This window comes from Corynebacterium sp. HMSC14B06 (assembly GCF_001807075.1).
Taxonomy (GTDB): domain Bacteria; phylum Actinomycetota; class Actinomycetes; order Mycobacteriales; family Mycobacteriaceae; genus Corynebacterium; species Corynebacterium jeikeium_D.
Genome location: NZ_KV787378.1, coordinates 1 through 20,802 on the forward strand (window position 1 = coordinate 1; position 20,802 = coordinate 20,802).

19 protein-coding genes are annotated in these 20,802 nt (G+C 59.5%); 6 read left to right on the forward strand and 13 right to left on the reverse strand.

Annotation, left to right across the window (positions count from 1 at the left end; genetic code table 11):
- Positions 1-177: 177 nt before the first annotated feature.
- Positions 178-1,395: a glucose-1-phosphate adenylyltransferase gene (glgC, locus tag HMPREF3130_RS05840; RefSeq protein WP_042388575.1), complete on the reverse strand. Its 1,218-nt coding sequence runs from the start codon at positions 1,393-1,395 to the stop codon at positions 178-180.
- A gap of 112 nt (positions 1,396-1,507) precedes the next feature.
- Between glgC and glgA the strand changes: the two genes are divergently transcribed.
- The 3 genes from glgA (at position 1,508) to budA (ending at position 5,310) form a co-directional block, all read left to right on the forward strand.
- Complete coding sequence (glgA, locus tag HMPREF3130_RS05845) at positions 1,508-2,704, forward strand: glycogen synthase (protein ID WP_049190040.1); 1,197 nt, start codon at positions 1,508-1,510, stop codon at positions 2,702-2,704.
- 202 nt (positions 2,705-2,906) lie between these two features.
- Positions 2,907-4,430 (forward strand): glycoside hydrolase family 5 protein, encoded by a 1,524-nt coding sequence (locus tag HMPREF3130_RS05850; protein ID WP_070429514.1) that lies wholly within the window; start codon positions 2,907-2,909, stop codon positions 4,428-4,430.
- Positions 4,431-4,560: 130 nt separating this feature from the next.
- Positions 4,561-5,310: an acetolactate decarboxylase gene (gene budA, locus HMPREF3130_RS05855; protein ID WP_080969585.1), complete on the forward strand. Its 750-nt coding sequence runs from the start codon at positions 4,561-4,563 to the stop codon at positions 5,308-5,310.
- Between the two features lie 3 nt (positions 5,311-5,313).
- Here budA and HMPREF3130_RS05860 read toward each other — a convergent pair whose 3' ends face one another.
- The 6 genes from HMPREF3130_RS05860 to HMPREF3130_RS05885 all read right to left on the reverse strand — a co-directional run bounded on the left by HMPREF3130_RS05860 (position 5,314) and on the right by HMPREF3130_RS05885 (position 10,674).
- Positions 5,314-6,189: a methyltransferase domain-containing protein gene (locus HMPREF3130_RS05860; RefSeq protein WP_070429534.1), complete on the reverse strand. Its 876-nt coding sequence runs from the start codon at positions 6,187-6,189 to the stop codon at positions 5,314-5,316.
- A 306-nt stretch (positions 6,190-6,495) separates the two neighbouring features.
- Positions 6,496-6,663: a DUF3117 domain-containing protein gene (locus HMPREF3130_RS05865; RefSeq protein ID WP_005509573.1), complete on the reverse strand. Its 168-nt coding sequence runs from the start codon at positions 6,661-6,663 to the stop codon at positions 6,496-6,498.
- A gap of 223 nt (positions 6,664-6,886) precedes the next feature.
- Positions 6,887-7,699 (reverse strand): dihydropteroate synthase, encoded by an 813-nt coding sequence (gene folP / locus HMPREF3130_RS05870; protein WP_048732864.1) that lies wholly within the window; start codon positions 7,697-7,699, stop codon positions 6,887-6,889.
- 45 nt (positions 7,700-7,744) lie between these two features.
- Positions 7,745-8,572, reverse strand: coding sequence for an LOG family protein (locus HMPREF3130_RS05875; RefSeq protein ID WP_070429515.1), 828 nt, complete (start codon positions 8,570-8,572; stop codon positions 7,745-7,747).
- 69 nt (positions 8,573-8,641) lie between these two features.
- Complete coding sequence (dapE, locus tag HMPREF3130_RS05880; protein WP_070429516.1) at positions 8,642-9,778, reverse strand: succinyl-diaminopimelate desuccinylase; 1,137 nt, start codon at positions 9,776-9,778, stop codon at positions 8,642-8,644.
- Positions 9,779-9,783: 5 nt separating this feature from the next.
- Entirely contained in the window at positions 9,784-10,674 is an 891-nt protein-coding gene (locus tag HMPREF3130_RS05885) for a hypothetical protein (RefSeq protein ID WP_242451379.1), read from the reverse strand.
- An 83-nt stretch (positions 10,675-10,757) separates the two neighbouring features.
- Between HMPREF3130_RS05885 and HMPREF3130_RS05890 the strand changes: the two genes are divergently transcribed.
- From HMPREF3130_RS05890 to dapD, 3 genes are all read left to right on the forward strand, one after another.
- On the forward strand, positions 10,758-11,750 hold the full coding sequence (locus HMPREF3130_RS05890; RefSeq protein ID WP_038628339.1) for a 2,3,4,5-tetrahydropyridine-2,6-dicarboxylate N-succinyltransferase: 993 nt from the start codon (positions 10,758-10,760) through the stop codon (positions 11,748-11,750).
- A 123-nt stretch (positions 11,751-11,873) separates the two neighbouring features.
- Complete coding sequence (locus HMPREF3130_RS05895) at positions 11,874-13,277, forward strand: amino acid permease (RefSeq protein WP_172954637.1); 1,404 nt, start codon at positions 11,874-11,876, stop codon at positions 13,275-13,277.
- A gap of 116 nt (positions 13,278-13,393) precedes the next feature.
- Positions 13,394-14,365 (forward strand): 2,3,4,5-tetrahydropyridine-2,6-dicarboxylate N-succinyltransferase, encoded by a 972-nt coding sequence (dapD, locus tag HMPREF3130_RS05900; RefSeq protein WP_049190052.1) that lies wholly within the window; start codon positions 13,394-13,396, stop codon positions 14,363-14,365.
- Here dapD and HMPREF3130_RS05905 read toward each other — a convergent pair.
- From HMPREF3130_RS05905 to HMPREF3130_RS05930, 6 genes are all read right to left on the reverse strand, one after another.
- Entirely contained in the window at positions 14,362-15,303 is a 942-nt protein-coding gene (locus tag HMPREF3130_RS05905) for a pseudouridine synthase (protein WP_069358851.1), read from the reverse strand. The two genes, dapD and HMPREF3130_RS05905, sit on opposite strands and share 4 nt — an antisense overlap.
- 90 nt (positions 15,304-15,393) lie before the next feature.
- Positions 15,394-16,521: a succinyldiaminopimelate transaminase gene (gene dapC / locus HMPREF3130_RS05910; protein WP_069358852.1), complete on the reverse strand. Its 1,128-nt coding sequence runs from the start codon at positions 16,519-16,521 to the stop codon at positions 15,394-15,396.
- A gap of 54 nt (positions 16,522-16,575) precedes the next feature.
- A complete protein-coding gene (gene fdxA / locus HMPREF3130_RS05915; RefSeq protein ID WP_069358853.1) occupies positions 16,576-16,899 on the reverse strand; it encodes a ferredoxin in 324 nt (107 codons plus the stop codon).
- 232 nt (positions 16,900-17,131) lie between these two features.
- A complete protein-coding gene (locus HMPREF3130_RS05920; protein WP_069358854.1) occupies positions 17,132-17,653 on the reverse strand; it encodes a hypothetical protein in 522 nt (173 codons plus the stop codon).
- Entirely contained in the window at positions 17,646-18,599 is a 954-nt protein-coding gene (gene mshB, locus HMPREF3130_RS05925; RefSeq protein WP_070429519.1) for an N-acetyl-1-D-myo-inositol-2-amino-2-deoxy-alpha-D-glucopyranoside deacetylase, read from the reverse strand. Before mshB ends, HMPREF3130_RS05920 begins: the two co-directional genes overlap by 8 nt.
- A gap of 8 nt (positions 18,600-18,607) precedes the next feature.
- A complete protein-coding gene (locus HMPREF3130_RS05930) occupies positions 18,608-20,752 on the reverse strand; it encodes an ABC transporter family substrate-binding protein (protein WP_069358856.1) in 2,145 nt (714 codons plus the stop codon).
- Positions 20,753-20,802: the final 50 nt, after the last annotated feature.

Below are 20,802 nucleotides of genomic sequence, written 5' to 3' on the forward strand. Positions count from 1 at the left end.
AAAGTGTCATAAACTCACACAGTTTCACATTTGCAGCCCGTATTCACATGCGAAGCCCGTGATTTTTGGGGTTGCCGGTTTTGGGCTAGGTAGCAACTAGGCAGCAAAAAGGGTTAAAGGAGAAAAGGCACGTACCCCACGGTACGTGCCTTTTGCAGCCGGTCGGACTCAGACAGTCTAGATAACCTGGTTCTTACCAACGGCCACAACGCCACCAGCGCTGACCTTGAAGCGCTCTGCGTCCTTCTCCGGATCGACACCGATAATGGCGCCATCGGAAACTACAACGTTCTTGTCCAAAATCGCGTGGCGAACCACTGCCCCGCGGCCAACGCGAACGCCTGGGAAGAGAACCGAACCCTCCACCGTCGCGCCGTCCTCTACCACAACGTTGGTGCTAATCACCGAGTTGCGGACCGTACCACCGGAGACGATCGAACCGGCCCCGACCATCGAAGCCTGAGCAATACCGCCCTGGACAAACTTGGCCGGAGGCAGGTTCTCCTCCGAGAAGGTGTGGATTGGCCACTTCTTGTTGTAGAGGTTAAACACCGGGTGGACGGAAATCAGGTCCATGTTGGCCTCGTAGAAGGCATCGATGGTACCGACATCACGCCAGTAGCCCTTGTCACGTTCGGTCTCACCCGGAACGTAGCTGTCCTTGAAGTCCCAGACGAAAGCTTCGCCCTCCTCTACCAGCATCGGAATGATGTTTCCGCCCATGTCATGGTCGGAGTTTTCATCTTCCGAGTCACGCTTAATAGCGTCGATAAGCGCGGAGGTAGTGAAGATGTAGTTACCCATCGACGCGAACGTCGAGTTCGGGTCATCCGGGGTGCCGGGCGGATCAGCCGGCTTCTCCAGGAACTCGGTGATTCGGTTGTTGTCATCGGCATCGATGACACCGAATGCGCTAGCCTCAGAACGCGGGACGCGGATACCAGCGACGGTCACGCCAGCGCCAGACTCGATGTGGGCCTCCAGCATCTGCTGCGGATCCATGCGATAGACGTGGTCGGCACCGAAGACGATGACGTACTCCGGATCCTCGTCATAAACCAAGTTCAGCGACTGCAGGATCGCGTCCGCCGAACCGGTGAACCAGCGCTTACCCAGACGCTGCTGAGCCGGCACCGGGGTGACGTACTGGCCGGTGATGCCGGACAACTGCCACGCCTGCGAAATGTGACGGTCGAGCGAGTGGGACTTGTACTGGGTCAGCACACAGATCTTCAAGAAACCTGCGTTGACCAGGTTCGACAGCACGAAGTCGATAAGCCGATAGCTACCGCCGAAAGGCACGGCGGGCTTAGCGCGGTCTTCCGTCAGCGGGAAGAGACGCTTGCCTTCGCCACCGGCAAGGACAATGGACAAAACATGTGGTTGACTCCTCACACCAACCAACCTATATGCGATTTACGTTCCTCGCTGCCAGTCTCCCCTCCCCGCTACCCACACCCAGGCATATCAAGCGACGGAAATTGTCAAATCTGGTTACGCTGGAACTATGCGTGTTGCCATGATGACCAAGGAATACCCTCCGGAGATTTACGGCGGAGCAGGTGTTCACGTAACTGAACTGACTCGTTTCATGCGCGGCCTCGACGGCGTTGACGTCGATGTGCACTGCATGGGTGCTCCTCGCGATGAGGCGGATGTATATGTCCACGGCGTTGACCCGGAGCTGAAGGATGCCAACGCCTCGATTAAGACGCTGTCCACGGGGTTGCGCATGGCCAATGCCGCCGCGGCAACCGACATTGATGTCGTCCACTCTCACACCTGGTACTCAGGCCTGGGCGGTCACCTCACCGGTCTACTCAAGGGCATTCCGCATGTGGCCACCGCGCACTCACTGGAGCCGCACCGCCCGTGGAAGCGCGAGCAGCTCGGCGGCGGTTACGACGTTTCCAGCTGGTCCGAGCGCAATGCTATGGAGTACGCAGACGCTGTCATTGCTGTTTCCGCGCGCATGAAGGACGCCATCCTGGACGCCTACCCGCGTATCTCCCCCGACAAGGTTCACGTTGTCCTGAACGGTATCGACACCGAGCTGTGGCACCCGCGCCCGACGTGGGAAGAGTCCAAGGAACAGAACGGCTGGTCTGTCCTGGAGGAGCTCGGCGTTGACCCGTCTCGCCCGATGGTCGCGTTCGTCGGCCGCATCACCCGTCAGAAGGGTGTCGCTCACCTGGTCAAGGCCGCATCGCTTTTCGACGACGGTGTGCAGCTCGTTCTGTGCGCCGGCGCTCCGGACACCCCGGAAATCGCGAAGGAGACTGAGCAGCTCGTCCATGACCTCCAGGAGAAGCGCGATGGCATTTTCTGGGTGCAGGACATGCTGCCGAAGGAGAAGATCCAGGAGATCCTGACAGCCGCGGATTCGTTCGTCTGTCCGTCCATCTACGAGCCGCTGGGCATCGTTAACCTTGAGGCTATGGCCTGTGGCACCGCCGTTGTCGCCTCTGATGTCGGCGGCATTCCGGAGGTTGTCGTCGATGGCGAAACCGGCACTTTGGTTCACTACGACGAGTCTGATCCGGAGGGCTTCGAGCGTGGAATCGCTGCCGCGGTTAACAACATGGTCGCCGACCGCGACCGCGCTACCAAGATTGGCCAGGCGGGTAAGAAGCGTGCTGAAGATGTGTTTAGCTGGGAGAACATCGCTCAGCAGACCGTTGAGGTTTATAAGTCTTTGATGTAGCTGGCTGTCTGCGAGACGCCACGGATGCGCGGTGGACGGAGTCTCCTCATAAGGCCCATCGCTTCCGAGAAGGAAGCGGTGGGCCTTTCTTAGCCTTTTTACTAACCCCGTTCAGGACATTTACTTATGCCCTTGCCCACTTTTCTAAACCTAATTTGAGTTTTGGCTGAATTTATCATTACTGGTCAATAGCATCCTGAGTATGAGATTCACTAAGAAGGTGGCAGCAGTTGGTGCCGCCATTGCCATAGCGCTAGCGGGTGCACTACCGCATCAGGCGCTCGCTACAGAAGTAGCCCCATCCCCTAGTACCGCTACCATCACCGAGCGTGGTCCCCTTGGACAGTCCGGTCGCTGGTTTACCGACGGTGATGGCCGTGCTTTCCTCACTCAGGGGTCGAACATCGTCTACAAGCACGATCCTTACACCCCAGAGGCCGGAGGCTTTAACGAGGACGATGCTGACTGGCTCGTGCAGCAGGGCTTCGACTCCATGCGAGTCGGCATTATCTGGAAAGCAGTAGAGCCAAAGCCCGGCAAGTACAACGACAAATACCTGGATTCCATTGCCCGCACTATCTCCATGCTCACTGAGCGTGGAATCGCGGTCTTGGTCGATGCCCACCAGGACATGTACAACGAGAAGTTCGAAGGCGAATTTGCCCCGGATTGGGCTGTCATTGACGACGGCGTTCCCAGCCTCTTGAAGGTTGGCTTCCCCGCTAACCAGGCCCTCAATATCGGCCTCATTAGGGCATACGACAACTTCCTGAATAACCGCGAAGGGCCGGGCGGTGTTGGGTTGCAGGAGCGTTACGCAGCCATGTGGGGCCATGTCGCCAAACGCCTTGGCGACATGCCGGGACTGATGGGCTACGACATCATTAATGAACCGTGGCCAGGCTCGGCATACCCACTGTGCTATCTGGCTCTCGGCGACTGCGGCCCGGCTAAGGAAAAGCTCGATGAACTGCACCAGAAGGCTGCCAATCAGATTGTCAACAAGGACCCGGACGCTATTGTCCACTACGAGCCCTACTCCATGTGGAACACCGGATTGAACACGAATCCGGCAGCCCCGGAGGTTCCTGAAACCGCTGGTACGGCTCTCAGCTGGCATGTCTACTGCACCACGAATGCCCTGTTCAACACCTACACGGGCTGTGATTTCTTCGATGGTCGTACCTTCGACAATGCGGAAATCGTCTCATCCGGTAACGGCTCGGCCACACTGCTTTCCGAGTTCGGCGCCACCGACGATGCCGATACCCTCAATGGCGTAATTTCGCTTGCCCGGCGCCACATGGTCGGCTGGCAGTACTGGTCCTACTGTGGATGCGACGACCCGACGACGCAGAATCAGAAGGAACAGGGCATGGTCTTCGACCCGAAGGTTCCAGGACCTGTAGGTGCCGATGCCTTCAACCGCGACAAGATGACCATTCTCGCCGCTCCACACCTGCGAGCGGTCGCAGGCACCCCGCAGGCTACTGACTGGAACCGCGACACCCGTGTCTACAAGGCCAGCTGGAACAATAGCCGCGTCGACGGCACCGGAGTTTTCGCACCTGGTTCCACCAGCGAGCTCGTTGTGCCCTCAATCAACTTCCCGAATGGGTTCACAGTGAATGTCGAGGGTGGCCACGCCACTGTCGCTGCCGATGGCCAGACGGTTCATATCGTCTCCACTGCTGACCACGTGTCAGTCACCATCCAGCCGAAGTAGAACCAACCGCTCGATTCACCAAATAACGCCCTGTGGATTCTTCCGCAGGGCGTTTTTCGTGCCGCAGGGTCCTCCCACACCATCGGACCGAAAACCCACCTCAGCTTGGGCTACAAATATCGGGAATATAATGGCTTCCATGACCACTCACGAGAATTTTCCAACGGTCCGACACACAATTTTCCAAAACTCACTGATGTCCGCACTGCTCGATGGCATCTACGACGGCGAGATGACCATTGGCGAAATCCTTGGTCATGGAAACTTCGGCATCGGCACCTTCGACGGTCTCGATGGCGAAATGGTAATCCTCGACGGTGTCTGCTGGCAGGTGCGTCACGACGGCTCCGCGACCCGGGCCACCATGGATCAGCGCAGCCCCTACACGGTGGTCACCAACTTCGTTCCCCACACGGTGATGGATGCGCCGGAAAACCTGACTCGCAAGGAAATTAGCCCCATCATCGATTCCCTGGTGCCGAGCCAAAACTTTATGTACGCACTGCGGATTACCGGCGAATTTGAGTGGGTGAAGACTCGAACCGTCGTAAAGCAGGAAAAGCCGTATCAGAAGATGGTTGATGCGACGGAAGAAGACGCGTCGGTTGATTTCGAGAACCTGCGGGGCACGATTGCGGGCTTCCGCACGCCGGTGTACGAGAAGGGAATTTCGGTGCCCGGCTGTCACGTGCACTTCCTTGCGGAAGGCGGCACCGGCGGCGGGCATGTGCTGGACTTTAAGCTGCGCTCGGGCACTATCGAGTTGTGCCCGGGCACTGACCTGCAGCTTCGCCTTCCGCTAACGGCGGAATTCTCGGATGCTGACCTGGATCCGGAAGACCTGGACGAGCAGATTCACAAAACCGAGGTCAAGGAGTAAACGCTAGTCTCCCGGGCGGCCAAGACGAGTGACGTAGGCACGGGCGGTGACGTGCATCTCTGCAGGTAGCGCCGCAATGCGTTCCTGCAGCACCTCCGGGTGAATATGGCGTGCCGACGGGCTCATACCGATCTGTGCGGCGATTGCACCCTGGTTGAGGTTCATACCGAACTCCACCAGCTCCGGGTCGCCAACAGGCACGAGGTGCCCCTCTGCCTGGGAAATCATGCGCTCGACCTTGCCGCGCTCGACATCAATGATGCCCAGTGGCTCACGAAGCTCACCCAAGTGACCAGTGGTGGCAGTCAGAACCACAACCTGGCCGCCCGGCTTGAGCACGCGAGCGAACTCCTCCGCGTTGCGAGGTGCGAAGACGACTGTAAGCGCATCGATGGAGCCATCACGCAGCGGCAGACGCGCCCACGCATCGGCCACAACCGCACCGAGCCGCGGGTGACTCTTGGCCAGGTGCTTGGCGGCCGGCACTGAGACGTCGATGCCCACGCCCCGGGAATTGGGAATGCTGTCCAGCGTGTGTGCGAGGTAATAACCAGTGCCCGCACCGACTTCGCAGATGACTGGGCTGACGGCCTCGGACACGTTGGCGTCGTCAAGCACGTCCTGGACGTTGCCTGTAACTGCCTCAACGAATGGAGCATAGTGGCCACCAGAGAGGAACTCCTCGCGGGCGGTAATCATCTTGGCGTCATCGCCGGTGTAGCGCAGGCCAGCCCCACCGGCGAGCGTAACGTAACCCTGGCGGGCGACATCATAGCTATGTCCGGATTCGGACTTCAGAGTCATTCGTTCGGCATCACCAAACTTCAAATCAGTGCCATCGATGGGGTCAGCAAGCACATCAATGATGTCAGCTAGCACGTCGGTCACTCCTCAAACTGAGCTAGAAAAATAATTTTCACTATCTTAGCCCGTGTCGAGCTCAGCCAAGTAACTCCAATGCGAGTTACTGACTACGTTTATGACAAAAAGTGCCCGAAAACTGGCTTGAAAGTGTCATAAACTCGCACAGTTTCACATTTGCAGCCCGTATTTTTTGTTCATAAACCCTCATTCGAGCCGTGATCACCTGAAAAAGAAAAGGCGACCTACACTACTTGTGTAGGTCGCCCCTGGGTCAAAACCGGACAAGCCCGGCCGCTACCCCGCTACCCGGGCACTACCCCGCTACTCCACTACTGCTACGAGCTCTGCGCCGAGCTCCTTGGCCTCCTCTGGGGAGAGTTCCACCACCAGGCGCCCACCACCATCTGCGGGGACGCGCATCACAATCTTCTTGCCCTCTTTGACTGCCTCCAGCGGACCATCACCGGTACGCGGCTTCATTGCTGCCATGTGAACTCCTTCGTTCTAAGACAATGTCGATGCAGGAGACGACCAGCTACCCCAGCTCAGCTGTGGTAGCCGGGAGATTGACAATCCCGGTTCAAGACCTCGGTCTAAGACCCCGGTTTAAAATCCCGGTTTAGAATCCCGGTCGGCTTTTTCGACTACTTCTCTTCATCATAGTCCTTTGTTTCACGCAGCGGCATGGGTGAAGCGCCTCAAACTACGCCCCTTACACCAGCCCACGCACCGGATGCAGTGGCGCAAAATCACCGGAAATAGCCAGAGTCATACGGCAAACATCAAGAGTTTCGGACACCTGATGCGAACGGAACACCGCAACACCGGCAGCTGCCGCATGGGCGGTCGCAGCCAAGGTGCCGGGCACACGCTGCTCGACAGGGCGGTCCAAAGTCTCACCGACGAAGTCCTTATTCGACAGCGCCATGAGCACCGGCCAGCCTGTAGCCACGAGCTCATTGCAGCGCCGCAGAAGCTCGAGGCCGTGGTAGGTGTTCTTGCCAAAGTCGTGGGTGGGATCAATAAGGATGCGGTCCTCCGGCACGCCAGCGTCCACTGCCCTCTGGGCGAGCTTGCCGGTTTCTGAGATGACATCGTCCACGACGTCGTCGTAACGCACGCGAACCGGATTGGTGCGTGGCAGTGCTCCACCGGTGTGCGAGCAAACGTAACCCATCCCGTGGGCGCCCGCGACTTCCAGCAGCTCCGGGTCATGGCCTGCCCAAGTGTCGTTGATGAGGTTAGCGCCAGCTTTGATGGCGGCTTCCCCGACTTCGGCGCGCCAGGTGTCGACGCTGATGTGCAGGTCAGGATAGCGCTCGCGAACCTTCGCGATGGTCGGCACCACACGCTCGATCTCCTCGGCAACAGTTACTTCTGCACCGATACCGGCCTTGACGCCGCCGATGTCGACAATGCCCGCGCCTGCCGCAACAACTTCGTCGACGCGAGCAAGCGCAGCCTCCTCCGCAGCCGTCGCGCCACGGTCATAGAAGGAATCCGGGGTGCGATTGACGATGGCCATCACCGTCGGCACCGCGGAGTCCTGATAAAAACTCCACACAGCGTCTTACCTCTCGCTGAAGCGACGGACTCGGCGGAGCTTTTCGGAAACGTCAGAGGTCGGCTCACACTCTTCCAACAGCTTTTCGTGCGCGGCCTCGATGTACTCGACCGCTTCGTCAATGGAGTCGGTGACCAGGAAAAGGTCCATATCAGTCGGAGAAATCAGCTCCATGGCCACTAGTTTCTCACGCATCCAATCAACCAGCCCCGACCAGAACTCAGTGCCGAGCAGCACGATTGGGTGATTTTCCACCTTCTCGGTCTGAACCATCACCAGTGACTCAAAGAGTTCATCGAGAGTGCCGAAACCGCCCGGCAGGCAAATAAACGCCTGCGAGTACTTCAGGAACATGGTCTTCCGCACGAAGAAGTAGCGGAAGTTCATGCCCAGGTCGACCCAGTCATTCAAGTGCTGCTCGTGCGGCAGCTCAATGCCCAACCCAATGGACAGGCCGTCGGCGTCGTAGCAGCCGCGGTTGGCGGCTTCCATGATGCCCGGGCCGCCACCGGTGATGGTCGCGTAACCCGCCTCCGCCAGCGCCTTGCCCAGGTCGAAGCCCCACTGGTAGTAAGGGCTATCCTCTGGCAGACGTGCCGAACCATATACCGTCACCGCCGGCGGAATCTCCGCCAACGCACCAAAGCCGTCAACGAACTCCGACTGAATGCGCAGCACACGCCAGGTATCGTTGTGCAGCCAGTCCGTGTTCGGATTGTGTGACAACAGCCTGCGGTCGGTCGTAGACGCCTGCGGTTCGCCCGCCTGTCGAATCGCGATTGGGCCGCGGAGTGCACGGCGCTTAGCTGGGGACGGAGTACGTACAGGTTTCATAACCTCACAATGTATGCCAGCAATGACATACGCGCACCCGCTCGGCGAGGGTGGGGTGTGATTCTAGGCTCACTCAGCCACCGGCGCGGTGGTCAAGTACCGCCGCACATCCTCCCACAGTGCCGTTATGCACTCGACCGGAATCTGCTCATCCTTCTTGTGGCAGTACGCCGGGTCACCCGGGCCAAAGTTCACCGCAGGAATGCCGAGCGCCGAAAAACGCGCCACATCGGTCCACCCAAACTTGGGCTTTACGACGTCGCCTGCGACCGCAACCAACTCCTTCGCAGCCGCCGCATGCAGTCCAGGCAGCGCCCCAGGGCTCACATCCTCGACATCGACGGTGAGGTCCTCGGGCGCGAACTCGTCGAGTCCAAGCACCTCTCGGAAGTGCGCCATGGCCTCATCGGCGCTGCGGTTGGGCGCGAATCGGAAGTTGACTCGCAGCACCGCCTCGTCGGGAAGCGTATTGGTAGCAACCCCGGCCTCCAGCCAGACGACGTTGAGCCCTTCGCGGTAGGCCAACCCGTCGATGTCCACAGTCTGCGGCTCATAGGCGGCAATCCTCGACAGCACCGGCGCTAACTTGTGCACGGCATTGTCGCCGAGCCACGCCCGAGCCGAGTGCGCACGTGTGCCGTGAGCGGTCAAACGCAGGCGAATAGAGCCCTGACAACCGGCTTCGATGACATTGCCGCTGGGCTCGCCCAACAGAGCGACATCGCCAGTCAGAAGCTCCGGATGCGACTCACTCAAGTGCCGCAACCCGTTGAACTCCGCGGCGATCTCTTCGCATTCGTACATGATGAGCGTCAGGTCGCGCTGCAGCTCCTGGCTTGCCGCTAGCGTCGCAAAAGCATGCAGATAGACCGCGTCCCCGCTTTTCATATCCACAGTTCCGCAGCCAAAGAGCGTGTCTCTTCCCTGCGCGTCTACCCCACGCGTCGAAGGCACATTGTCCGCAGTCGGCACCGTATCCAGGTGTCCGGCCAGAATCACACGCTGCGGCAATCCACGATGAGTCCGTGCAATCACGTTGTTATCGATGCGCAGGACCTCAATCGACTCATCTGCCTGCGCGACCTCACGCAATGCCACCTCGACGGCATCCGCAATCGCGGTCTCATTGTGGGACACCGATTCGATGTCCACCAGTGCCGCCGTGAGGTCTACAGGATCTTGGAGCAGATTTAACTTCGATTTCACATCAATTAAGCGTACAAACCATTGTGCGCCAGCGAAACCAGAATTTTGTGATGAATATGCGCCGCACGACCATTGATCGCATCCCCATTGGCAGGCGCGCCACCGCCGAGGAACAGCGCCAGCTCATGCGGTTCGGCGGAGGTCACACCAATTCTCCCCTCCGCCGGACGCTTAAGCCCATCAGCCACCTCAAAGACCAGGGTTTTCGCTCCTTCCGGGAGAGTTTGAGCAATGATTTCCTCCGGAGTTTCGCTTGCCGACGACCCCAGCGCCCGCTCCTCCCCCGCATTATCGGTCACCTCTCCGTTGCCGCTTTCTTCCTCGACAACCCCCGCGCCGGGTCCATAGACCACAGCCACACGGGAGCCATAGACCGCAATCACCGGACGCAGCTCATTCGTGCTGACAATCACTGTAGAACCGGCCAACGGCTTGCAGACGGCCGCGACAATCTTGGCCGTTGCATGTGGCAGCTGCACTGGAGTGGGATCGATGTCTCGTCGATAAGCAGGACGAAGCGTTTCGGCGACATCGCCCAGCTCATCGCGCTCCCACATCGGCAGAGCGTCGATGCGTGCCTGCTGATCGCGGTTCTTGCGCTCCAGCAGAAGACGGGCGATCATGCCACCACCGAGCCCCACTGCGATGGCAACTGCGATGACCAGCACCAGACGGTTCGGCGCGATGAGCGCAACCACTGCGGCAATCACCACACCGACTGCGCCAATTGGCATTGCTCGCGGCGGCAAAACGAAACCAAAGAAGCTGGCTACGGCAAGAATCCAAGCACTCAACAGTGCGAATCCGACATAGAAGACCACCGGCAGGGCCAGGACGAAGCCGAGTCCGAGCACACTGACAGCAATGATGAGGCTAACTAAGAACCACTGCTTCATTTTCTGTGTGCTTTCAAGGCCAGCTAGGGGCATAGTTCATCCTTCCGCGAAGATTCCTCTAAGGGATACTAATATTAAGAATCATGATTACATCTGGTGCTGTCGCTACGGGAATCGCCAACATCGCAATGGACGGTACAGTTCTCGATACTTGGTTTCCCGCACCTCAGTTAAGCGATGAGGTCGTAGAGTCGAGCACTCACCGGCTCGGCGCCGCTGATTTGACCCCGCAGCTGCTTCGTCAGGTGATTTTGGACGAGGATCGCCGCGTGGAGCAGGTGGCAGTGCGCACGTCTATTGAGGATTTGTCCAAGCCGGCTGTCGACCCGCACGATGCCTACCTGCGCCTGCATCTGCTCTCCCACCGCTTGGTCAAGCCGCACCAGCTCAACACCAAGGGGCTCTACGAGCTGCTCCATGTCGTGGCGTGGACCAACAAGGGGCCATGCCTGCCGGACAACTTCGAGCAACTGCGTACCCACTTGCGCGTCCGCGGCCTGATTCACGTCTACGCCATCGACCGCATGCCGCGCATGGTCGACTATGTGCTGCCCGCAGGTGTCCGCATTGCAGAGGCCGAGCGCGTGCGGTTGGGCGCTTATCTGGCACCGGGTACGTCAGTACTGCGCGAGGGATTTGTCTCGCTGAACTCGGGCACTCTGGGCCCATGCAAGATTGAGGGACGTCTATCCTCCGGTGTTGTCATTGGTGCGCACACGAAGGTGGGGCTGTCGGCCTCCATCATTGCCGCTCACGACGATTCCGGTCAGCGTAAGCCGCTCACGGTTGGCGAGCGCTGCCACATCGATATCGCGGCCGGCACCGTCGGCGTCAGCCTCGGTAATGACTGCATTATTGACCGAAGCATCCTCATTGCCCCCGATACGCCCATCGATGTCCCCGCGGAGAACCGCCGTATTCAGGCATGGGAAATCTCCGGCCGCAACAATATGCACTTCTACCATCACCCGGACCACTCGGCAGTGTGCGTCCGCCGCACGGAACGCCCGGGCAATGACGAAGGTGCCGCTACTTTCACTCAGCTTGCCGACGTGCCGGATGAGCTGGCCGGATAACCTACTTTAGGTGTCTTGAAGGCACATTAATGGGCCCCGAAACGGTGAATGGGGGTAAACCCGTAATACGGTTATTGCCCCTGTTATCAGCGAGGTAATGTTTGCGACATGACCGAATCGCAAATTACCTCCACCTCCGGCGAGACATCTCAGCTGGGCAAGGGGCTGCAGGTTCGACACCTGACCATGATGGGTCTTGGCTCCGCAATCGGTGCCGGTCTTTTCCTTGGTACGGGCGTCGGCATTAAGGCAGCTGGCCCGGGTGTTCTCATTTCCTATGTCATCGCTGGCTTCATTGTCGTCCTCGTCATGCAGATGCTCGGCGAGATGGCCGCTGCCCGCCCGACACCGGGTAGCTTCTCCACCTATGCTGAGATGGCCTTTGGTTCTTCGGCTGGCTTTGTCCTCGGCTGGCTCTACTGGTTCATGCTCATCATGGTGCTCGGCGCTGAAATTACCGGTGCCGGTGCCATCATGGGTGCGTGGTTCGGTATTCCGGGCTGGATTCCAGGCCTGATCTGTGTTGTCTTCTTCGCTGTAGTGAATTTGGCGAATGTGCGCGGTTTCGGCGAGTTTGAGTTCTGGTTCGCGTTCATCAAGGTCGCGGTGATTATCGCGTTCCTGGTCATTGGCGTTCTTCTTTTCTTCGGTCTGCTGCCAGGCACCAGCTTCGTCGGTACGACGCATATTGCCGAGTCCGGATTCCTCCCGAATGGCGTGTCCGGCATTGCCGCTGGTCTGTTGGCCGTGGCCTTCGCCTTCGGCGGTATCGAGATTGTCACAATTGCCGCTGCTGAGGCTGAAGATCCGCAGCGCTCCATCGCTGCTGCTGTCCGCTCGGTAATCTTCCGCATCTCTGTGTTCTACCTGGGCTGCGTGACCGTCATCATCCTGCTGTTGCCGTACTCCCAGATTGACGGCGCTGACTCCGCAGCTGAGTCGCCGTTCACCCAGGTTCTGAAGCAGGCGAACATTCCGGGTGCCGTTGGCTTCATGGAGGCCATTATCGTTCTGGCGCTGCTGTCCGCGTTCAACGCTCAGATTTACGCAACCTCTCGCCTGGTCTACTCGATGTCCACCCGCGGTGAGGCACCGCGCTTCTTCGCCCACACCAATGAGGGCGCAGTTCCGAACCGTGCGGTCATCATGTCGATGGTCTTCGCCTTCGTCTCCGTGGGCCTGCAGGTTGTCTTCGACGGCTCGAGTGTCCTGGTCTTCCTACTGAACGCTGTCGGCGGCTGCTTGCTGGTGATCTGGCTGGTCATCGCCCTGTCTGAGATTAAGCTGCGCCCGCAGATGGAGGCCAACAACGAGCTTTCCGTTCGCATGTGGGCCTACCCGGCACTGTCCTGGGTAGCGGTCATCCTGATTCTGGGCCTCGCTGTTGGCATGCTCACCGATTCTGGTGCTCGCCAGCAGGTTATCGCCGTTGTGTGTGTCACTGCGTTCCTCGCGGTGCTCGCTGCACTGACTAAGAAGAGCCGCACCGCGGCCCGCGAGGCTCTCGAGTCCAGCGATAGCAACTAGCCGTTAGCAACTGGCTGCAGGGTCTAACCACCCTGCTACCCCTATCCGAACACTTCCTTGCTACACATTTGCGGAACACTTTTCATAGATAGGGATATGCCGGTAGCCTGTTTTCCATGAAATTTGGAGCACAAGCTACCGGCATTGCCACTTTTAACAACGATACTGTTCTCGACGTCTGGTTCCCCGCCCCCAAGCTCATCGAAGAGGGCGTGGCAACCTCCACCACGACCGGAACCATCGACGCCGACGCACTGCCTGAAGATTTCACCTACCTCACAGATCTGGCCGTAGCCGATGCGGACCGCGGCACCACCCGCCATCTGGTCACAGCTACCATCGCTTCACTCGATGACGCACCAGTTGACACCATCGATGCCTACCTGCGCCTCCATTTGCTGTCCCACCGCCTGGCCACCCCCAACAGCATCAACCTGGACGGCATCTTCGGCAAGCTCAACAATGTGGTGTGGACGAATTTTGGCCCCTGTGCTGTCGAAGGCTTCGAGGTAACCCGAGCCAAGCTGTCGCGCCGCGGGCCTGTCACCGTCTACTCCATCGATAAATTCCCCCGCATGGTCGACTACGTCACTCCCACCGGAGTCCGCATCGGTGACGCTGACCGCGTACGCCTAGGCGCCCACCTCGCAGAGGGCACCACAGTCATGCACGAGGGCTTCGTCAACTTCAACGCAGGCACGCTTGGACACTCCATGGTGGAAGGCCGTATCTCTCAGGGGGTCGTCGTCGACGACGGCTCCGATATCGGCGGTGGGGCGTCCATCATGGGCACACTATCCGGTGGAGGTAAGGAAGTTGTGTCCGTCGGCAAGCGATGCCTACTCGGTGCGAACGCTGGACTCGGCATCTCGCTCGGCGATGACTGCGTACTCGAAGCCGGGCTCTACATCACTGCCGGCACCAAGTGCCACGTTGCCCTAGACGGTGTGAAGAAGACGCTCAAGGCCCGCGAGCTCTCGGGCGGATCGAATATGCTCTTCCGCCGCAACTCGCTCTCTGGTGCAGTCGAGGTTGTGCCGTGGGCTGCCGAAAAGGTGAAGCTCAGCGCGGAGCTGCACGCTAACTAAGGGGTCGTCGGCACGTCTGCCGGGGCCGCGATAGTCCGCGCGCTCCGGTAGGCACGTCGCTCACCAGTGACGGGGTCGACAAAGGCCAGCGCGGTCGCCGTCAATCGCAACTGCGGCGTGTACTTTGGCACTCCACTCGCGCTTGCCGACGGCCCCTGCGCCCCCGCTTCCCGGCCATAGGTATCCTCACCGAGGATGGGATAGCCTAGCCAGTCCATCGTCGCCCGCAGCTGATGCGTGCGGCCCGTATGGGGCTGTAGCCGCCAGTGCCCCACCTGCATGCGGCTGCCGCAATGCCCACAACCACAGCCGACTGCGTGCAGCGGAATGCTGGTGCTGGTCGCACCACCGCCATGGCTGTTCGCCAGCACATCGCCGATGTCCGCGGCTACTCGGCCGAGGAAGGTCACGGTTGTGCGTGCGAGCTTGAACTTGGGATTCTTCGCGGCAGCGCGAGCGAAATCGTCGGTCTCCACGACTTTTACTCCGCGCCCCGCCGGGTTGGGATCGAGCAGAAGCGTGACATCCCTGGTTTCCCCCACATGCCAATCATCGGGCATCACGGTGAGGCATTCGTATTCTTTGGTGATTTCCTGGTTTTGGAAAAGCTGCTGGTAGCGCGCACGGGTAGCCGGATTCCGGGAAAGCAACAGCAGCCCACTGGTCAGAAGATCCAGGCGGTGAACGGCCACTATCTCCGGTTCCCCGAGACTACGTCGCAGTCGCTCCTGCACGGTATTGGCCACGATGCGGCCATTGGGAGTCGCCGGCAGAAAAGGTGGCTTGTCTACGACCAGAAACTCATCGGTGTCGGCCACGATTGCCGGCTCAAAGGGGATGTACTCCTCGCGCTCGTGAGCGGCGGCATCGACTTGCGCTGCCTGACGGTTCTTCTCAAGGCCCCACCACGCATCTCGATTGCCTGCGGCACGTCCCACGGCACACTCCCTTTTTCATGATTTGGTCTATGCCGATGTCGGCACCGTTTGCAGCATTCGGCCTACGCGGGCCAGCACATCTGGCCGGGGCTAGCCGCGAATACGCGCCGCCGCCACTTCGATGTCGTTGAGCGTTGCTGTGAGCCCCACCCGCACGTGCTGCGCACCCTTGGGGCCGTAGAAGCTACCCGGCGCGACCAAAATGCCGCGTTCGGCCAGCCAATCAACGGTCTGCCAGCAGTCTTCCCCGCGCGTAGCCCACAGATAGAGCCCGCCCTCGGAGTCATCGATACGAAAACCTGCGGCTACCAGTGCATCATGCAGAATCTCACGGCGGTCACAGTATCGCTGCTTTTGTTCGGCCTCGTGGGAGTCGTCGTTAAGCGCGGCGATCGTGGCGTGCTGGATGGGTCCCGGCATCATCAGCCCCATGTGACGGCGCACGGAAACCAGCTCGGCGATGAGGTCCGCGTCGCCAGCGAACCAGCCGGTGCGGTACGACGCCATGTTCGACGTCTTGGACAGCGAGTGAATAGCCAGCAGGTTGGTGAAATCACCGTCGCACACTCGCGGGTCGAGAATACTGACTGGCTGTTCAGTCCAACCGAGCCCCAGGTAGCACTCGTCAGAGGCGACAACGACGTCCCGAGCACGCGCCCACTCAACCACCTTGCGCAGGTGTTCAACACCGAGGACCTTGCCGTTGGGGTTGCCCGGGGAATTGATGAACATCAGCGTCGGCGAGGCGGGGCCGATTTGCGTCAGCGAGTCCGCACGCAGCAGCTCAGCGCCTGCGATGCGAACGCCGACCTCGTAGGTGGGATATGCCAGCTCGGGGATGACGACGGTGTGCCCCGCGCCTACGCCGAGGAGGAAGGGAAGCCAGCCAATCGCTTCCTTGGTGCCGATGACCGGAAGCACATTGCCGCCATTGACCGCTGACTCCAGTCCCGTCACGCCGTAGCGCCGCGCCATCGCTGCAACAATCGCAGCACGTAGCTCAGGCGTGCCGACGGTCTGAGGGTAACCCGGTGCGGCAGCACCTTCGGTAAGGCCCTTCCGAATTATCGGAGCGACTTCATCGACCGGTGTGCCGACCGAGAGATTGACCATGCCCTCTTCATGCGCAGCCGCAGTGGCTTTCGCCTGCGTGAGAGAATCCCACGGAAACTGAGGCAAAAGAGAACCGGGAGTTACGCGCTTACGGGCAGCTGACATGGGCGGTGATGAAGTCCTTCCCGGGAAAAGAAATAGGTTTAATCATCTGTGGTTTTATTCTTCTGCCTGCGGCGGCAGAGCTGCCACGAATGGCACATCGAAGTCCTGGGGGCCGAGCTTGGCGGCACCACCCGGGGAACCCAACTCATCGAACCAGTCGACATTCGCATCGATGAATTCAACCCACTCATCCGGAACATCGTCCTCGTAGAAGATGGCCTCGACTGGGCAGACCGGTTCACAAGCGCCACAGTCCACGCACTCATCAGGATGAATGTAGAGCATGCGCTTGCCCTCGTAAATGCAGTCAACCGGGCACTCTTCAACACAGGCACGGTCGAGGACGTCAACACATGGCTGGGCAATGATGTAAGTCATGGTTTTAGGTTTAAGAACCTTTCTCACAAGATATGGGATGAGGCTTTCGCTATCTGTCGATTATGCCGTTCCGACGAGAAACAGAGCAAAATAGACAGAGCGGTATATTCAGATTGGAGTCTACACCCAACGTGGGTGTTGTTTTCAACTGGCTCCAGAAAGAGCCACATTGATGCGGGCCTGCCCTGTATCAATTCCTCACCGTCTCCTGCAGTATCCGCTGCGGTTTTCGCTAGAGTGCCCGCAGATGGCGCAGTGGCCAGGCACCGCCCAGCACACCGCAAACAAGCAGCAGCACTGTTCGCAACCACTGCCCCATTGCCAAGTCCCCACCGAAGGGCAGCACTGCCCACAGCAGAATGCCTGCAAAGCCCAGCACCCAGATGACAGTCGGAATTGCAGCTTTGGAGCGATCGCGTGTCCACAGCAACGCTGTGTTGGTGATAATCAGATTGGCAATATAGGCCAGCGGAATGGTCCACGGCAACGGAATAGCAACCGAGCCGATGGTAATCCACACTCCGAGGAAAACTACTTCAATCACCAACGCTGCCAACGCAGCCAGCGACAGCCAGACTAGCGCTACTGTGACCTCCCCCTGATGGAAGTTCTCGCGTGGCTGCGAACGTTCCGGGTCACCCCAATAGCGCTCATCCCCGAATGTGCGCTTTTCAATACTCAAGCGCTCGTTCTTCAACTTTCCGCCAGCAGCGTTAATCAAGTCTTCGCTTTCGTGAGGCTGAGGGTTACTCATCGTCCGCACTCCCCTCCGCTTCCAGATCCACGCTCGGTACAGAGTCGACGCTCGCTACCGGCTCTGGCGGTAATTGGATATTCACCAGCTCCCCCAGCTCTTCCAGGGACGCAGCGGTCGCCGTACCAAAACGGTATGCCTCAGTCGGTGCCACCGGCTGACACAGCAAATTGGAAAACGCCCAGACGGCTCGCGCACGACCAGAGCCATCGGTCTGCCCATAGACAGCATCCGGATTAACCTCGCTGACGGAACCATCGGCGAACCACACCTGCGTCGCATGCGCGCGCATGGCCTCAACCTTGGCAGCCACAGCGGCGTCATCCAGCTGAACCTCGAAATGGCCAGTCACGGTGGCGAAGTCGTCGACATCGCACGACTGCCAGCTCTCCGGTACCACGGTAATGGCATCCAGCCCCGCCGCCATTGCCTCACGATCGGTGACCGCCCACAGCGTCGGAAAGCGATTTCCGCACGCCGCGACAGTGATATCGTGCGCACGAATGTGGTCCGGATGCCCATAGCCACCATCGGCGTCGTAGGTAATGACCAGGTCTGGCTGCAGCTCATCGAGGATGGTGCGAAGCTGGGCGACCGCCTCATCACCTGAGTTCACGAAGGCACGCGGATGCTCATTGCCCTTGTCACCGGCCATCCCGGAGTCACGCCAACGTCCAGCGCCGCCGAGGAACCGCGGCGCGTTATCAGGACCGTTGGCGCCTAACGCACGCAGCGCCGAGCGCAACTCGGCGACGCGGAAACCGCCCAACTGGTCGGCTTCATCAGCAACTAGCCCCTGGTACGGCGCACCGATGACCTCTCCCAGCTCGCCCATCGTGCAGGTCACTACGCTTACCGACGCTCCGGAACGCGCGGCAGCCGCAATCAAACCACCTGTCCAAATGGACTCGTCATCTGGATGTGCGTGAACAAAAAGTAACTTCACGGACTTTCTTACTTCCCCTTGTTCTCCTGGTCGATGTTATCGCGGCCATCTTGGTTCTGACCCGAACCGTCCTGCTCTGTATCTTCGCGCGGATTATCTCTCGTCTGAGAATTCTCAGACGATTCTCGAGCCCCACTCTGTGTCGAGACACGGCGAACCTCGCCCAGAACACCGAGGCGGCCCAACACTGGGTCATCGGTCCACTGCGAAGAGTCCCTCCTCCCGGTAATTGTAATTTCCGGGCTGACCACCGTCAGCAAGCCGTCTTTCACCAAGGTCAGCTCGATACTGTGGCCAGCAATGATATCGGCGAGTTCAGCGGGCAACGCAGAACTGTCGGGAGCGAGCAGCTCATCAATCTGTGGGTCACAAAGACCGGAGAGATTCTCGCTCCGAGCAGCCGATTTCGGAGCAACTGGTACTCCATTTAGGTCAGCCGGCTCCGCTGAGGTAGAAGATTTGGACTGTTCAGATGGTGTTGTCCCGTCCAACGAGCCCTGCTCTTCAGCACTCTTTTCCCGATCTCCACTTGGCGCAGGCCTTGTCGAACTATCGACGAGCTCAGAATCAGACTCGGACTCAGACTCAGCAGCCGACTCTGCGCCCGCTTCGTCCAGGTCCTTCGGCGGCAGCGAACTGACCGAGCCTTCCGTACACACATAGCGTTCCCGGGCCGCCTGGACAGAATTGGGCTGCTCTGCCCATGCCACCACGGCATCGACAGTTCCGTAGGGCAACGAAGACCGCAGCATGTCCGCCGGAGAATACGAAACAACGGTGGCGGGGATACCAGCTGCAGTCAACTGGTCAGCGACCGCAAAAGCCGCAGCGCGTGCCGCTATACCGTCGCTGATGATGCCAATTCGTAGCGGATTGTCCTCAGTAAAACCAGCCTGTGGTGTCTCGAATCGCTCCTGGTCACCACCGTCACCAGAACCACCCGCAATTCGGCGCCCGGTGGCCACCTCTGAGACCTCTGCAACGTTGATGGTGCTCAGAATGGCCCGGCGGACGGATTCGTCGGCAAGCCTGCTCGACGCGAGATTGGTACTGAAAACCAGTTCCCGGTTCGGCTCATGGAAGAACTCAGCAACACCGGGGACCAGACCGTACGTCAGCTCAGAGGTCTCCGTCGGACGGACCTGCACGGCATGGATCTGCTTCGAACGCAGTTGCTCCGCACCATCGATGGCACTACGCATGGCACGCAGCGTAATAACCTCCGAGGCTGCTGGCTGCTCACCCCAGTAGCGGTCATTTCGAACCAGTCGAATGATGTTGCGGCCGACATCCATCGACTCGACGGTGTACTGCCCACCGGAGGCCGGGAAACGGCTGGCCAGCCCTTCGGAAAAACCATCAGTGTTCGACCGCATCAAATGCGCTGGCAAGAGATGTGCAAACAGGCGCTGCCAATGCGTAATCGGCTGAGTGAACGTCACGTCAATCTGACGGCCACCATCGGAGACATCAATGGATTTAATCAGCTCATAAGTCGCCGTATCCAGCGATCCTGGCGTGGACGTGACTTGGGAAAATAGGTAGCGGAAGTCCTCGCCACTGATTGGCGTGCCATCGCTCCACTGCGCCCCTTTTCGAATGCGGTAGCGGACATGCTCTGCCGCTACCGTCGGATCCGTGATGTCAACATCGGCCGCTTTTCCGTTTCCAGCTCCGTTTCTGGCGTCACCGTCTTTGCTGTCATCACTCTCGATGACCTGCACGGAATCCAGCAAGTCGGAGTTGAGCAGCCACTGGGGAGCTCCTGCCGAGCGAGCGTTGGCAGCGTTATCCACCACTCCGGGAGCTTGCGCGGAGGCACTAGCGTCACCAGCCTCGCCCTCTACCGGCGCAGGGGTGAAAACACTAGGCAGTGTCAGTCGCGCTACCAGGCTGGTCACCGGGGAGACGTCGGCAAGCAAATGCGGATTGAAGCCTTCGACAAACTCGTCGACACCGACCGTGACTTCACGCATCTTTTTAGCCTGGTCAGCGGTGTCTTCCTGCTGCACCGGCACTTCCTGCTGCCCGGGCACAGTCGGAGCGTCCGACGGGCGAGCCATGCACGAAGACGCCAAAGCCGCCGTCACGCAGAGTGTCGATGCTACGAAAAATCGACGAGAAGCTGCGTGACGACGGCTGCGAATAAACACATCCACGAGATTACTCGACACCTGGCCGAGTCAGTTACCCCGAGACTGGT

Bases quoted from the DNA above. Each gene is read 5' to 3' on its own strand.
- HMPREF3130_RS05920 (WP_069358854.1), bottom strand. From the start codon at position 17,653: ATGAGTAACCCTCAGCCTCACGAAAGCGAAGACTTGATTAACGCTGCT.
- dapC (WP_069358852.1), bottom strand. From the start codon at position 16,521: ATGTCAGCTGCCCGTAAGCGCGTAACTCCCGGTTCTCTTTTGCCTCAG.
- HMPREF3130_RS05885 (WP_242451379.1), bottom strand. From the start codon at position 10,674: ATGAAGCAGTGGTTCTTAGTTAGCCTCATCATTGCTGTCAGTGTGCTC.
- HMPREF3130_RS05865 (WP_005509573.1), bottom strand. From the start codon at position 6,663: ATGGCAGCAATGAAGCCGCGTACCGGTGATGGTCCGCTGGAGGCAGTC.
- glgA (WP_049190040.1), top strand. From the start codon at position 1,508: ATGCGTGTTGCCATGATGACCAAGGAATACCCTCCGGAGATTTACGGC.
- budA (WP_080969585.1), top strand. From the start codon at position 4,561: ATGGCTTCCATGACCACTCACGAGAATTTTCCAACGGTCCGACACACA.
- HMPREF3130_RS05890 (WP_038628339.1), top strand. From the start codon at position 10,758: ATGATTACATCTGGTGCTGTCGCTACGGGAATCGCCAACATCGCAATG.
- HMPREF3130_RS05875 (WP_070429515.1), bottom strand. From the start codon at position 8,572: ATGAAACCTGTACGTACTCCGTCCCCAGCTAAGCGCCGTGCACTCCGC.
- HMPREF3130_RS05850 (WP_070429514.1), top strand. From the start codon at position 2,907: ATGAGATTCACTAAGAAGGTGGCAGCAGTTGGTGCCGCCATTGCCATA.
- fdxA (WP_069358853.1), bottom strand. From the start codon at position 16,899: ATGACTTACATCATTGCCCAGCCATGTGTTGACGTCCTCGACCGTGCC.
- folP (WP_048732864.1), bottom strand. From the start codon at position 7,699: ATGGCCATCGTCAATCGCACCCCGGATTCCTTCTATGACCGTGGCGCG.
- dapD (WP_049190052.1), top strand. From the start codon at position 13,394: ATGAAATTTGGAGCACAAGCTACCGGCATTGCCACTTTTAACAACGAT.